At 70.4% G+C, this 13,321-nt stretch carries 16 protein-coding genes; 3 read left to right on the top strand and 13 right to left on the bottom strand.

Annotated features, from left to right (window positions below; all coding sequences use genetic code 11):
* Positions 1–32: 32 nt before the first annotated feature.
* The 7 genes from ACSQ4M_RS18425 to ACSQ4M_RS18455 all read right to left on the bottom strand — a co-directional run bounded on the left by ACSQ4M_RS18425 (position 33) and on the right by ACSQ4M_RS18455 (position 4,468).
* Positions 33–245 carry a hypothetical protein gene (locus tag ACSQ4M_RS18425; protein WP_436190873.1) on the bottom strand — a complete coding sequence of 71 codons (213 nt, stop codon included), beginning with the start codon at positions 243–245 and terminating at the stop codon, positions 33–35.
* A complete protein-coding gene (locus tag ACSQ4M_RS18430) occupies positions 242–871 on the bottom strand; it encodes a DUF1294 domain-containing protein (RefSeq protein ID WP_436190874.1) in 630 nt (209 codons plus the stop codon). The genes ACSQ4M_RS18425 and ACSQ4M_RS18430 overlap by 4 nt, the downstream gene beginning before the upstream one ends.
* 19 nt (positions 872–890) lie before the next feature.
* Positions 891–1,385 carry a rod shape-determining protein gene (locus ACSQ4M_RS18435; RefSeq protein WP_436190875.1) on the bottom strand — a complete coding sequence of 165 codons (495 nt, stop codon included), beginning with the start codon at positions 1,383–1,385 and terminating at the stop codon, positions 891–893.
* A 70-nt stretch (positions 1,386–1,455) separates the two neighbouring features.
* Positions 1,456–1,848: a nuclear transport factor 2 family protein gene (locus tag ACSQ4M_RS18440; protein ID WP_436190876.1), complete on the bottom strand. Its 393-nt coding sequence runs from the start codon at positions 1,846–1,848 to the stop codon at positions 1,456–1,458.
* Positions 1,849–1,899: 51 nt separating this feature from the next.
* Positions 1,900–3,039 carry a serine hydrolase domain-containing protein gene (locus ACSQ4M_RS18445; RefSeq protein ID WP_436190877.1) on the bottom strand — a complete coding sequence of 380 codons (1,140 nt, stop codon included), beginning with the start codon at positions 3,037–3,039 and terminating at the stop codon, positions 1,900–1,902.
* 138 nt (positions 3,040–3,177) lie between these two features.
* A complete protein-coding gene (locus ACSQ4M_RS18450; protein WP_436190878.1) occupies positions 3,178–3,738 on the bottom strand; it encodes a hypothetical protein in 561 nt (186 codons plus the stop codon).
* Positions 3,731–4,468 carry a PEP-CTERM sorting domain-containing protein gene (locus ACSQ4M_RS18455; protein WP_436190879.1) on the bottom strand — a complete coding sequence of 246 codons (738 nt, stop codon included), beginning with the start codon at positions 4,466–4,468 and terminating at the stop codon, positions 3,731–3,733. The genes ACSQ4M_RS18450 and ACSQ4M_RS18455 overlap by 8 nt, the downstream gene beginning before the upstream one ends.
* A gap of 329 nt (positions 4,469–4,797) precedes the next feature.
* Between ACSQ4M_RS18455 and ACSQ4M_RS18460 the strand changes: the two genes are divergently transcribed.
* The gene (locus ACSQ4M_RS18460) at positions 4,798–5,592 is read left to right on the top strand and encodes a TerC family protein (protein WP_436190880.1); all 795 of its coding nucleotides are present in this window, start codon (positions 4,798–4,800) and stop codon (positions 5,590–5,592) included.
* On the opposite strand, the gene ACSQ4M_RS18465 is transcribed toward ACSQ4M_RS18460, so the two are convergent.
* The 5 genes from ACSQ4M_RS18465 to ACSQ4M_RS18485 form a co-directional block, all read right to left on the bottom strand.
* On the bottom strand, positions 5,589–6,563 hold the full coding sequence (locus ACSQ4M_RS18465; RefSeq protein ID WP_436190881.1) for a Bug family tripartite tricarboxylate transporter substrate binding protein: 975 nt from the start codon (positions 6,561–6,563) through the stop codon (positions 5,589–5,591). The genes ACSQ4M_RS18460 and ACSQ4M_RS18465 overlap by 4 nt on opposite strands.
* 34 nt (positions 6,564–6,597) lie before the next feature.
* Entirely contained in the window at positions 6,598–7,359 is a 762-nt protein-coding gene (locus tag ACSQ4M_RS18470; RefSeq protein ID WP_436190882.1) for an SDR family oxidoreductase, read from the bottom strand.
* Positions 7,356–8,048, bottom strand: a complete 693-nt coding sequence (locus ACSQ4M_RS18475; protein WP_436190883.1) for a fumarylacetoacetate hydrolase family protein — start codon at positions 8,046–8,048, stop codon at positions 7,356–7,358. The genes ACSQ4M_RS18470 and ACSQ4M_RS18475 overlap by 4 nt, the downstream gene beginning before the upstream one ends.
* 180 nt (positions 8,049–8,228) lie before the next feature.
* Entirely contained in the window at positions 8,229–9,191 is a 963-nt protein-coding gene (locus tag ACSQ4M_RS18480) for a tripartite tricarboxylate transporter substrate binding protein (RefSeq protein WP_436190884.1), read from the bottom strand.
* A 39-nt stretch (positions 9,192–9,230) separates the two neighbouring features.
* Positions 9,231–10,184 carry a 2-hydroxyacid dehydrogenase gene (locus ACSQ4M_RS18485; RefSeq protein WP_436190885.1) on the bottom strand — a complete coding sequence of 318 codons (954 nt, stop codon included), beginning with the start codon at positions 10,182–10,184 and terminating at the stop codon, positions 9,231–9,233.
* A 108-nt stretch (positions 10,185–10,292) separates the two neighbouring features.
* On the opposite strand from ACSQ4M_RS18485, the gene ACSQ4M_RS18490 reads away from it, so the two are divergent.
* Positions 10,293–11,447: a citrate/2-methylcitrate synthase gene (locus ACSQ4M_RS18490; RefSeq protein ID WP_436190886.1), complete on the top strand. Its 1,155-nt coding sequence runs from the start codon at positions 10,293–10,295 to the stop codon at positions 11,445–11,447.
* Here ACSQ4M_RS18490 and ACSQ4M_RS18495 read toward each other — a convergent pair.
* Positions 11,411–12,382 (bottom strand): LysR family transcriptional regulator, encoded by a 972-nt coding sequence (locus tag ACSQ4M_RS18495; protein WP_436190887.1) that lies wholly within the window; start codon positions 12,380–12,382, stop codon positions 11,411–11,413. The two genes, ACSQ4M_RS18490 and ACSQ4M_RS18495, sit on opposite strands and share 37 nt — an antisense overlap.
* A gap of 92 nt (positions 12,383–12,474) precedes the next feature.
* Here ACSQ4M_RS18495 and ACSQ4M_RS18500 point away from each other — a divergent pair, with 92 nt between their 5' ends.
* A complete protein-coding gene (locus tag ACSQ4M_RS18500; protein ID WP_436190888.1) occupies positions 12,475–13,269 on the top strand; it encodes an SDR family NAD(P)-dependent oxidoreductase in 795 nt (264 codons plus the stop codon).
* The last annotated feature ends 52 nt before the right edge of the window (positions 13,270–13,321 follow it).

The following is a 13,321-nucleotide window of genomic DNA, read 5'->3' on the forward strand; positions in this document are numbered from 1 at the left end:
AGCCAACGGGCCTCCGCGAATTCCGGGGCGGTTCAGACCAGGAACAGGAAGAACCCATAGGCGCAACACAGCGCGAGCGGATAGCGCAGCGCCATCGCGTCCAGGCCCAGCCGCAACAGCACGAACGAGGCGATCAACCCGAAGCCGCCCGTGAGCGCGACGATCAGCGCCATCTGCAGGCGCGGGAAGGCCTCGCGCGAGAGGCGCTCCGTCATCTGCCGGATGGCCCGGGCGCGCGGGTTCATGCGCGCCAGGCCTGCCACAGCGGCGTGTGCAGGGCGACGAAGCCCACGGCGTTGAGCACCACGCTGCCCCAGAACGCCGCACGGAACGACGCCTTGCTGGTCTTGTGGCGCAGCAGTTGCTGCGCGACGATGGCGCCCGGCCAGCCACCGGCCAGGCTCAGCAGCAACAGCGTGCTCTCGGCGATGCGCCAGCGGCCCGCGGTGGCGGCCGACTTGTCGATGGCATAGGCCAGGAAGCAAACGGCGCTGGCCACCAGGTACAGCCCTGCAACCCAGGCCGGCACATCCCACAGCAGGGCCACGACCGTGTAGACCAGGGCGAACACCGGGATGGCCAGGGCGCTCGCCGCGCTCCATGGCGCCGGGCTGTCATGGCGCCGCGGTGTGCGCGGCGCGGCCGTGCGCACGGCCTGCACCAGCGCGACGTTCCTGGCGCGCTTTTTTCCCGCGCGGCCGATCTCGATCTCGAAGCTCACGCGCTGCCGGGGCTGCGGCCGGCCGCAGCGGGCAGGGAAGGCCTTGATGTGGGCGAAGACCTCCTGCCCGCCCTGGTCGGCCTGGATGAAGCCGAAGCCGCGTTCGTCGTTCCAGGAGGTCACGGTGCCGGTGAAGCGCGGCGCTGCCATCAGTGCGCGGATCCGCCGGTCATGAGAGCAGCGTCCCGTCCAGGGGGAACTGGCGGGACAGCAATTCCTCGTCGGTCAACGGGCGCCCCTGCCAGACCCTGGCTTCGCTGGCACCCGCGCCCAGCGCCATTTCATGGAAGGCGCGGATCTCCACCTGCGTGAAGCCGCCGGCCGGATCGCCCAGCGGGTGCATGACCACGCGCGGTGCCAGAGACAGCAGGGATGCGCCCTCGACCCGGCGGATCACGGCCTTGAGCAGTTGCTCGGCCACGGTGAAGTCCGACACCAGGGACCTGGGATGGCCGAACGGGTTGACGATTTCCACCGACGGCTCCGCGGCGCGCAGGCGCGCGGCCGCGCCGAAGCCGACGATGCCGGCCTTGGGCGCGCGGGCGATGGCCACCTCGGGCGGCTCGGAGAACGACGCACCCGACTTGGGGTTGTGCACGCTGAGCCGCTCCGGGGCGATCTGGACGTACAGCATGGGCGCGAACCAGGACGTCAGCAGGCCCATCGGGGTGGCCCTGCTTCGGTACGGCACGCCGGGCCCGGTCCGGCGGGACGGGGCTTGCGGATGGACGGCTTCAAGGCTTGCGCGCCTGCAGCATCGCCGCCATCTTCTGGTGAACGAGGTTGATGGCCTTGAGCGGGCGGATGAACACCTTGAATTCGGTGATCCGGCCGTCGGCATTCCAACGGAAGCTGTCGATGCCGTTGACGGCGATGCCGTCGATGTCCACCTCGAACTCCAGCACCGCCGAGGCCGGGCCCGTGGTCTCCTGGACGTAGCGGAAGCTCTCGTTGAAGAAGACGTGGAAGGCCGCCGACAGGTACTGGGTCGTCACCGCCTTGCCGACCTGCGGCGTGTGGACCACGGGCGAGTGGAACACGACGTCGTCGGCGAGCAGGTCGGCGAGGCCCGCGGTGTTGCGCTTCGAGACCAGGTGGTGCCAGGTGGCAAGCGTAGCGATGGCCATGGGAAGTCCGTTTTCAGGATGGTGCGACCCCGAACGATAGCCGACGCCGACCTACCGGATGGCGCCGTGGATGAGACCTTGCACCCCGAACACCGGCCCCAGCTGGTCCTTGCGGTAGTAGTTGCCCATGAAGATCACATACACCAGGTCCAGGCCCGGCACGGCCACGAGCCGCTGCCCGCCCAGCCCGATGCCCAGCGTGCCGAAGGGCTCGCCATCTGGCCGTCGCGCCAGGTACCAGTGGTAGCCGTAGCGCACGCCCTCGAAGGCGGCGGTGCGCGGGGTCAGCGAGGCCGCAATCCAGTCGGCCGGCACCACGCTGCGGCCCTGCCAGCGGCCCTGGTCCAGCACCAGTTGGCCCACGCGCGCGAGGTCGGGCGCGCGCATGCGCAGGCCCGAGGCCGCGGCGGCCTCGCCGTTCAGGCCGGGCGTCCACTCCACGTCCTCGATGCCCAGCGGCGCGAACAGCCTGGCGCGCGCGTACTCCAGCAGCGGCATGCCGGTGCCGCGCGCGATCAAGTGGCCCAGCAGGGCGGTGGCGCCGCCGCTGTAGCGCCAGGCCGCGCCCGGGGCGCCGACGATGGGCTGCGACAGCACGTAGCGGTAGCGGTCGGCGCTGCGTTCCATCGCGATCTCGCTGTTGCGCGGGTCGGTGTAGGGCAGGTCCTCGTTCCAGGCCAGGCCCATGGTCATGGACAACACATGGGCGATGGTGATGGCGCGCCGGGCCGGCTCGGCGGCCAGGTCGGCGTAGGCCGGGAAGGCGTCGAGCACGGGCTGGTCCGGCGCCGGCACCTTGCCTTCGGCCAGCGCGATGCCGTAGAGCAGGCCCACGATGCTCTTGCTGACCGAGCGCAGGTCGTGCCGCGTGCGCGCGTCGAAGGCCACATGGCCCAGTGGCTGGCCCCAGCGCTCGTCGAGGCCGGTGTAGTAGCGCTCCAGCACGATGGCGCCGCGCCGCACGACGACCGCCGCATGCAGGTCGGCGAACTTGCCGCTGCGCACGCCCTCGTCGAGCTGGGCGCCGAGACCGGCAAAGACATTGGCGGCCGCCGCATCGGCGCGCGGCCAGGCGAAAGGGTCCACGGCCGGGGCGGCGATGGTCGGGGCACAGGCCAGGGCTGCGGCCGCCTGCAGCAGCCTGCGGCGGTCGCATACGGCCGGCTGCTCGGGTAGGTGCGCGGGGGACATGGCGTGTTCTCGGAGGGTGGGTGTCCGGGGCACTTCAGCGCCGTGTGGCGGCAGGCCTGTGTGCGGGCGTTACGCGCCGGCCGGGCCGGCTCGACATCCGCCGTGGCCGCGCCGGCTATGGCGGTGCCAAGCGTGGGCTCAGGGTCTCGCGTCAGCGCGCACGAGGCGCGCCGTGGCGAGATCGATCGACAACTGCACCCCGCCGGCCTGCAGCGACACGCGCTGCGGCTCGGCCGTGTGTCCTGGCGCAGCGCTCATCCAGGGCCCGGACCGGGCACGCGCAACCAGTTCCGCAATGGGGAGGCCGGACACCGCCGCAATGTCGGCCATGGAATGTGTGCCCAAGGTCTCGCCGCCCGGCCCCAGCACCATCAGCGCATAGGGGCTGGGCGTCTTGACCCACTCGTCCAACAGCAGCGTCGATCCTTCGTCCGACACCAGCGCCAGCGCCGGCCCCAGGCGCTGCGGCAGGGGCTGCGACCACAGGCTGTGGCGGCCCGCGGTGTCCAGGCGGAACATCTCCGCCACGACGTGCGGGTCCGAGGCAGCCTGCGCACTGCGCAACTGCAGCTCGAACCGGCCCGACGGCGAAGCGAAGCTGCGACGCGGCGGCGGCAGGACCTTCTTGTCGAGCGCGGGCACGGCGACCGGCAGCAGGCTGGCGATCGCCGCGACCAGGGTGACCCGTCGGTCAGCCACGCGCCCCCTTGCGGCGGCGCGTCACCACGGCCGCCAGGCCCAGGCCGGCCAGCACGAGCGCCTGCGAGGCGGGTTCGGGCACGTCGTTGATCACCTTGTCATCGGACAGCGCCAGCGCGATCTGCTCGGCCGTCAGCTTGTCCAGGCCAGCGCCATCGGGCGTGATGTCCGCGATGTCGGTGGGCGTCAGGCGGTCGTCGCCCGAGCGCATCAGGTAGTCCGTGTCCACGCCCGGATCGTCGTGCAGCAGGCCCAGCAGGTGGCCCAACTCGTGGGCGATGGTGTCCAGGCGGTTCTGCGCGAAGACGCCGTCCTCGATGACGATCTTGTTGCCGCCGATGTCGTTGACCTCGCCGTAGGCGTCGAAATGGAAGCCCACGAACCACATGCTGATGGTCAGCGGGTTGCCGGCGGCGCCCGGGGCGGCATTGAACAGGCCGGCGACCTCGCCAGCGTTGTCCAGCCCCAGGTACTGGCTGGAGTTGGTGGTGGTGAAGGGCAGGTAGTTGAAGGTCAGGCCGGCCTGCGCCCAGATCTTGTTCGTGGCCGCCAGGAACAGTTCCTGGCCCGGGTTCGCGCAGTTCCCGCCGGCGTCGTCGCACACCTGGATCGGCTGGATGTTCACGTAGCCCGCGTGTGCCGGAACGGCGAGACAGGCGACGGTCGCGGCGCAGGTGGCAGCCAGGGCGCGCGTGGCGTTGCCCAGACGGGCGCTGATCGTTCGATGCATTGGTTTCCCTTTGGTTATCTTGTAGTTACATTCAGAAGCGTCTTTGCACACAAAGTAGCGTGCAAAGTCAAACAGCAAAAACCGCACCAATACGGGGCGAGATTCGTAACAATTGTGTGCATCCAAGCGGAAAGGGGCTGCCAGCGCCGCGGCGGCTCTGGCGCCACAAGGTTCCATTTCCGCGAGTGTCAAGTTCTTCGACGCCCGTTGGCGTAATGCGCAGCACGAGAGCAGCGTTGTCCGTCGATGAAATCCCGCGGCCGCGCCCGGCCATTGCGGGTGCCCGCATGGCTCGGCGCATGATGCCGCGTCGCATCCCGGAACACACCATGGAAAGCCTGCAGGCCTTGTTCACCAGCCCCGCCGCCTGGGCCGCGCTCGCGGCGTTGGTCGTCATGGAGGTCGTGCTGGGCATCGACAACCTGATCTTCATCTCCATCCTGTCCAACAAGCTGCCCGAGGCCCAGCGGGCGCGGGCGCGGCGGCTGGGCATCGGCCTGGCGCTCGTCATGCGGCTCGGCCTGCTGTCCATGATCGCCTGGCTGGTGGGCCTCACGGCGCCGGTGTTCGACCTGGGCTGGCAGGGCGATGTGGGCCCCAGCGGCAACCCGAGTTTCGAGACCGAGTTCTCGTGGAAGGACATGATCCTGATCGCCGGCGGCCTGTTCCTGATCTGGAAGGCCACCAAGGAGATCCACCATGCCGTGGACCCGGTGCCCACGGGCAGCGTGTTCGAGAAGGGCGCCGGCACCGCGGCGCTGTCGTTCTCCTCGGTGATCGTGCAGATCATCCTGCTCGACCTGGTGTTCTCGATCGACTCCATCCTGACAGCGGTGGGCATGACGGACAACCTGGCGGTCATGGTCATCGCCGTGCTGGTGGCCGTGACGGTGATGCTGCTGGCCGCCGAGCCGCTGGCCAACTTCATCAACAAGAACCCCACGGTGGTGATGCTGGCGCTGGGCTTCTTGCTGATGATCGGCGCGGTGCTGATCGCCGAGGGCTTCGGCGTGCACGTGCCCAAGGGCTACATCTACGCGGCCATGGCCTTCTCCACGGTGGTGGAGATGCTCAACATGCTGTCGCGCCGCGCAAAGCAGCGCAGCGCGGGGCAGGCTTCCTAGTCCGGCTGGATGTTGGCCGCCTTGATGACCTTGGCCCACTTGGCCAGGTCCGACTTGATCACCGCCGCATAGTCCTGCGGCGTGCCGCCCTGGATCTCGATGCCGGCGGCTTCGAGCTTGCTGCGCACGTCGGGCAGCTTCAAGGCCGCGTTGATCTCGGCGTTGAGCTTGTCGACGATGGCCTTGGGGGTGCCGGCCGGTGCCAGGAAGCCGCCGTTGGTGTTGGCGTCGTAGCCCTTGAGGCCCTGCTCGTCGGCCGTGGGCACGTCGGGCAGCGCCGCGCTGCGCTTGAGCGTGGACACGGCCACCGCGCGCACGTTGCCGCCCTTGACCTGCGGCGCGATGGCGCTGATGGTGTCGATGTACAGCGCGGTGCGCCCGCCCAGCAGGTCGGGGTGCGCGGCCGACGAGCCCTTGTAGGGCACCAGCAGCATCTCGGCGCCCGACGCCATGCGGAACATCTCGGCCGCCATCTCCTGCGCGCTGCCGCGGCCCGAGGTGGCCACCTTGGCCTGGTCAGGGTGGGCCTTCATCCAGGCGATGAACTCGGGCAGGGTCTTGGCCGGGATCTGCGGGTAGATCGCGAACACCAGCGGCACCACGTGCGTGTAGACGATGGGCTCGAAGCTCTTCTCCGGGTCCCAGCCCAGGTTCTTGAACAGGAACTTGTTGATGTTGTGGCTGCCGCCCACGATGCCGATGGTGTAGCCGTCGGCCGGCGACTTGGCCAGCACGTCGGTGCCCAGGTTGTTGGAGGCGCCGGGCCGGTTGTCCACGATCACGGGCTGGCCCATGGAGATGGCCAGCTTGTCGCCCACCACACGGGCGATGGTGTCGATGGCGCCGCCCGGCGGCGCAGGCACGACGATCTTGATCGCGCGCGTGGGGTAGGCCTGGGCCGAGGCCAGTGTGGGAAGCAGGGCCAGCACGGCGCTGGCGACGAAGGTGTGGATCAGGGTCTTGCGTTGCATCGTTTGTCTCCGGTGGATGGTTGAGAAAGCCGGCTCAGCCGCGGCCCACGAAGGGCATGGCGCTGGCCATCACGGTCATGCTCAGCACGTTGGCCGACAACGGCAGCGCGGCGATGTGGCGCACCGCATCGGCCACGTGCTTCGCATCCATCATGGGCTCGGGTGCGGTCGTGCCGTTGGCCTGCAGCACGCCGCGCGTCATGCGCTCGGACAGCTCGGTCAGCGCGTTGCCGATGTCGATCTGGCTGGCCACGATGTTGAAGGCACGGCCGTCCAGCGCCAGCGACTTGGTGATGCCGCTCACGGCGTGCTTGCTGGCGGTGTAGGGGGCGGTGAACGGGCGCGGCACGTGGGCCGAGATCGAGCCGTTGTTGATGATGCGCCCGCCCTGCGGCCGCTGCTTGCGCATGAGGCCGAAGGCGGCGCGCGCGCACAGGAACACGCCGGTCACGTTGGTGTTGAGCACGGCGAACCACTTCTCCAGCGGCAGCTCGTCCATGGGCACGGCGGGAGCGTTCACGCCGGCGTTGTTGAACACCACGTCGAGCCGGCCGTAGCGGGCCTCGATGGTGTCGAACAGCGCCTGCACGCTGGCCGGGTCGGTCACATCGGTGGGCACGGCCAGCGCGGCCTGGCCACGTGAGGCGGCCTGGTCCACGAGGGCGTTCAGGGGTTCGGCGCGGCGGCCGGCCAGCACGACGGTGAAGCCGTCTTCGAGCAGACCCAGTGCGGCGGCGCGGCCGATGCCGCTGCCAGCGCCCGTGACGAGGGCGATGCGGGGAGTGGTGGTGTTCATGTCGGTTCGGAAGTGACGGTCATGGAGAAATCGCCGATGCCTGTGACGCCGCCCGTGATGCGGTCGCCCGGCTGCAGTGGGCCTACGCCCGCGGGCGTGCCGGTGAAGACCAGGTCGCCCGGCAGCAGCGCGACCGAGCGCGACAGCATGGTCACGAGCTCGGTCACGGGCCACAGCAGATCGGCGATGTCGGCGCGCTGGCGCTGCGCGCCGTTGACGGCCAGCCAGACCGCGCCCTGGCGCGGGTGGCCGATGGCGGCGGCCGGCACCAAGGGCGTGCAGGGCGCGGAATGGTCGAAGGCCTTGGCCGGCTCCCACGGGCCGCCAGCGCGCTTGGCCTCGCGCTGCAGGTCGCGCCGCGTGAGGTCCAGGCCGGCGGCATAGCCCCAGACGTGCTGCAGGGCCTGGGCGGCAGCGATGTCGCGGCCGCCCAGGCCGATGGCCACCACGAGTTCGATCTCGTGGCAGAACTCCGTGGTCTGCGGCGGGTAGGGCAGCGCGCCCTCGGCCGGCACCACGGCGCTGGCCGGCTTCATGAACCAGGCGGGCATCTCGCCGGTCCGCGCTTCGTCCGGGCTCCAGGCGTAGTTGCGGCCGATGCAGAACACGCGGTGGACGGGGAAGCGGGCCGGCGTGCCGGCCACGGCGAGCGTGGCCGGCGCGGCGGGCGGCAGCACGTAGACGCTCATCGCAGCGCACTGTCCGTGTTGCACAGAACCGGCCTGCAAGCCGCTGCTCCGACGAAGGCCGCGGAGCAGGCCATGCCAGCAGACGCCGCGGAACTGGCTCTGCCAGGCCGCTGGCGGCGCCCCCTGGGGGGGATGGGATTTCTACACGCAGTGAGAAATCCAAACGGGGGAGGGCTCATTTCACTCGATCGTGATCTTGCGGGCGCGGATGATCTGCGCGTAGCGCGCCCTGTCGTCCGCGATCAGCTTGCCGAACTCGGCCGGCGACGTCGCGCGCGGCACGCCGCCCAGGGCCACGAAGCGCGCCTTCACGGCTTCGTCGGCCAGCACGGCGCGCACGTCGGCGGCGATCTTGTCCTGCAGCTCCTGCGGCGTGCCGCTTGGCGCCAGCAGGCCGATCCACGAGATGGCGTTGAAGCCGGGGATGGTCCCCTCGGCCAGCGTGGGGACGTCCGGGAATGCCGAGACACGCTTGTCGCCCGTGACGGCCAGCGCGCGCAGCTTGCCGGCCTTGATGTGGCCGGAGGCTTCGAGCACCGTCATGAACGACAGCTGCACATGGCCGGCCAGCAGGTCGGCGATGGCCGGGCCGCCGCCGCGGTAGGGCACATGCAGGATGAAGGCGCCGGTCTGGTCCTTGAACATCTCGGCCGCCAGGTGCGGCGCGCCGCCCGCGCCCGAGCTGCTGTAGCTCAGTTGGCCCGGCCTGGCCTTGGCCAGCGCAACGAACTCGGCCGCGGTCTTGGCCGGCACCGCCGGGTTGACCATCATGGCCAGCGGCAGTTCGGCCACGAGCGAGACCGGCGCGAACGCCTTGTCCGCGTCGTAGGGCATCTTGGGGTAGAGCAGTGGGTTGATGGCCTGCGTGCCGATGTTGCCCAGCAGCAGCGTGTAGCCGTCGGGCCGGGCCTTGGCGACGAAGTCGGCGCCGATCTGGCCGGCCGCGCCGCCCTTGTTCTCCACGATCACGGGCTGACCCCAGCGGCGGCCCAACTGCTCGGCGATCACGCGGCCACCGGTGTCGGTGCCGCCACCGGGCGGGAAGGGCACGACCAGCGTGACCGGCTTGTTGGGAAAGCCCTGCGCGAACACGGGCGCTGCGGCGGCCAGGGCCAGCGCGATGAGAAGGTGGCGTTTGATCATGGGTTGTCTCCGCAAGGGGGTGGGCTCAGGTCGTGAGGCTCAGGTCGTGAGGCTCATCGCGGGGCGCTGGCCGGCCAGGGCCTGGTCGATGCTGTCCAGCACCATCTGCGCCATGGCCGTGCGCGTTTCCCAGGTGGCGCTGGCGCGGTGCGCCTGCAGCGTCACCTGCGCATGCTCGCGCAGGGCCTGCGGCACGCGCGGCTCGTCGACGAAGACGTCCAGGCCCGCGCCCGCGATGCGGCCTGCCACCAGGGCCTCGGTCAGGTCGGCTTCGTTGACGAGGCGGCCGCGCGCCACGTTGACGAGGAAGCCGCGCGGGCCCAGCGCGTCGAGCACGGCGGCGTTGACGATGCCCTCGGCCTTGTCGGCGGCGGCGCACAGCACCAGCGCGTCGGAGCCGCGGGCCAGGTCCACCAGGTTGGGCACGAAGCTGTAGGGCACGTCGTCCATGGCGCGCAGGTCGGTGTAGCCGATCGGGCAGCCGAAGGCGGCGGCGCGCACCGCGACGGCACGGCCCACGCGGCCCAGGCCGACGATGCCCACGCGCATGCCCGAGAAGCGGCGGGCCAGCGGGATCGCGCTGGGCGACGGGTTCTCCTCCCACAAGCCGGCGCGCACGAAGCGGTCGCCCGCGCAGAGGTTGCGACAGGCCGCGATCAGCAGGCCGATGGCCAGATCCGCCACGTCTTCGGTCAGTGCGCCGAGCGTGGCGGTGACGGGCAGGCCGCGCGCGCGGCAATAGGCCAGGTCGACCGCGTCCGTGCCGACACCGTTCACGGCCACCACCTTGAGCTGGGGCATCTGCTCCAGCATGGCGCGCGAGATGCCGGTGTGGCCGCCTGTGGCGACCGCCTGGATGCTCTCGCCGTGCTCGCGCAGCCAGCCCTCGGGATCCTTGAGTTCGAAGTGCTTGTGCACCTCGTAACGCGCAGCCAACTGCTCGTTGATGGCCGAGATCAGGATCGGGTTCAGTTGCAGGACACGCGGTTTCATGGGCAGTCGGGGCTCGGTTGGCAGAAGGTGGCGCATGGTAGATTTATGTTGATATCAATGTAAATATTGATGTATAAAATCAATATATAAACACCACAACGACCGACCATGGCCTCCTGGATTTCGATGGACGAGGCGTGCCGCCAACTCGGTGTGCGCGCGCAGACCGTGTACGCCTACGTCAGCCGCGGCAAGCTGGAGGTCATGCCCGACCCGGCCGACACACGGCGCAGCCTGTACCGCGCCGAGCATGTGGCGGCGCTGGCCAAGCGCAAGCAGGCCGGCCGCAAGCACGAGACGCTGGCGGCCAACACGCTGTTCGGTGCCGAGCCCAGCATTCCGACGGCGCTGACGGCCTTCTTCAAGGGGCGGCCGCACTACCGCGGGCGCGACGCGGTGGCGCTGGCCGAATCGGCCACGCTGGAGGAGGCTGCGCAGTGGATGTGGGAAGCCGAACAGGCGGTGGACTTCGCCTCGGTCGGGGCCAGGCCCGCCGGGCCGGTCGGCCGTGCCGCCGCGTTCACGGCGCTGGCGCAGCTGGCGGCCTCGGGCCACTCCACGCGCGGACGCCTCACGCGCGTGCTGCACCAGGAGGGCCAGGGCCTCGTGGGCCTGGTGGCCGATGCTTTCGGTGCCAATCCCGGGAGCGGGCCGCTGCACCAGCGCCTGGCGCGCGGGTGGAAGCAGCCGCCCGCGGTGGCCGAGTTGCTGCGCACGGCCATGGTGCTGCTGCTCGACCACGAGCTCACGAGCTCGGCCTTCGCCGCGCGCATCGCGGCATCCAACGGCGCCTCGCTGCCGGCCTGTCTGCTGGCCGGGCTCGCCACGCTGTCAGGCCCGCTGCACGGCGATGCCTCGGGCCGCGTGCGCGCGCTGTTCGCCGAGGTCGAGCGGCTGGGCGAGGAGCAGGTGGTGGCGCATTACCTGTCCACCGGCCAGCCGTTCGCGGGCTTCGGCCACTTCCTGTATCCGGACGGCGACCCGCGCGGCGCCGCGCTGCTGGCGCGCTTCGAGGCACCGCCCGTGATCGCGCGCTTCATCGAACGCGTGACCACGCTCACGGGCCTGCAGCCCAACGTCGATGTCGCGCTGGCCGCGCTGGTGGCGCACCATGGGCTGCCGCCCGATGCGGCCTTCGGCATCATGGCCACGGCGCGCAGCGTGGGCCTGCTGGCGCACAGCATCGAGCAGCTGGGCGTGACGCAGGTGATCCGGCCGCGCGGGCGCTACGTGGGCTTGATGCCGCAGGCCGCGGCCTTGTAGATGCGGCGGGCCGGCGCGAGCACGAGCCCTGCGTGCTGCGCGATCAGCTGCCGCGCAACGGCGCGCACCTCCTGCATGGCCTGCCGTGCGATCTCGCTGGGCTCGCCATGCTGGCGCGTGACGATGCCCACCGAGCGCACCGGCCCGTCGCTGATCTCCGAGACCCGCATGCCGCCCAGGTCCAGCAGCGGCATCATGCCCAGGTAGGGCAGCACCGCGATGCCCAGCCCCTGGCGCACGAAGCCGGCGATGGTGCCGACCTGGTCGAACTGCATCTTCGGCCGGAACTCCATGCCGCGCTGCAGGTAGGCCGCCACCATGTAGCGCATCGCGGTGCTGGCGTCGGTCATGCTGATCAGCGGCAGCTCCACCAGTTCGTCCAGTGTCCTGCTGGCGCCCACGCGTCGGCGCCAGCGGCCCGCGGACAGCAGCACGAAGCGGTCGCGCAGCACCTCCTCGTAGTGCAGCTCCGGGTGCGAGGGCGCGACCGAGGCCAGCGAGAAGTCGACATGGTGGTGGGCCAGCTGCTGGATCGACGCGGCATTGCTGCAGTCGTGGATGGTGATGTGCGGCCTGCCGTAGCGCTGCTCCAGTGCCGCGCACGCGGCCGGCAGCAGCACATTGGCCAGCGAAGGCAGCGAGGCGATGCGCAGCTGGCGTGTTTGCTCTTCGGCATGCGCCTGCAGGCGCTGCAGGCCGGCGTCGAACTCGCCGACCACGTCGCGCGCGATCAGCACCAGGCGCTGGCCCGCCGGCGTGAGGCGCACGGCGCGCGTGGTCCGCTCGAACAGCTTGAGGCCCAGCGCCTCCTCCAGGTCGCGGATGGCCTTGCTCAGCGAGGGCTGCGTCACGAAGAACTGCTCGGCCGTGCGGCTGAAGTTCAGCGACGCGGACAGCGCCAGGAACATGCGCAACTGGCGCGGGGAAGCATTCATGCCTTCATTCTATGAATGGATAGAAAGAAAGAACTTCTCCGATGGATCGCCGCTGCCTAGGATCGCCGCTTTCCGACCAACGAGGAGACGATGTGCTGGATCTGAAGGGCAAGGTGGCGCTGGTGATGGGTTGCGGCGCGGTGGGCGAGGGCTGGGGCAACGGCCGCGCCACGGCGGTGCTGTTCGCGCGGCAGGGCGCGCAGGTGTACGGCACCGACCTGCAGCTGGCCGCTGCGCAGGCCACGCAGGCGATCATCGCGGCCGAGCGCGGCGAGGCCGAGGTCGCGGCCTGCGATGTCACGCAGTCCGACCAGGTCGAACGCGCCGTGGCCGACTGCATCGCGCGCTTCGGGCGCATCGACGTGCTGGTCAACAACGTCGGCCTGTCGCAGCCCGGCGGGCCGGTGGACATGGACGAGGCGGTCTGGGACGCGCAGATGGACGTGAACCTCAAGAGCGCCTTTCTCACCTGCAAGCACGTCATCCCCGGCATGCGGGCGCGTGGCAGCGGCGCCATCGTCAACGTGTCCTCGGTGGCCGGCCTGCGCTACGTGGGCAAGCCGCAGGTGGCCTATGCGGCGGCCAAGGCCGGGCTCATGCACTTCACGCGCACCAGCGCCGTGATCCACGCGGCCGATGGCATCCGCATGAACTGCGTGGTGCCGGGCCTCATGCACACGCCGCTGCTCGAAGGCCTGGCCGCCAAGTACGCCAAGGGCGACACCGAGGGCTTCATCGCGCACCGCAACAGCCAGGTGCCGATGCGGCACATGGGCGACGGCTGGGACACGGCCCACGCGGCCCTGTTCCTGGCGGCCGACGAGAGCCGCTATGTCACCGGCACCGAGATCGTGGTCGACGGCGGCCTGGTGGCCGCGACGCGCTGACCCGCCACAGCGGGCCGGCCCCGGCCGGAACGCCAGGCATTTCCATCAAAAA

The sequence above is a fragment of the Pseudorhodoferax sp. LjRoot39 genome (assembly GCF_964253035.1).
Lineage (GTDB): Bacteria > Pseudomonadota > Gammaproteobacteria > Burkholderiales > Burkholderiaceae_C > Pseudorhodoferax.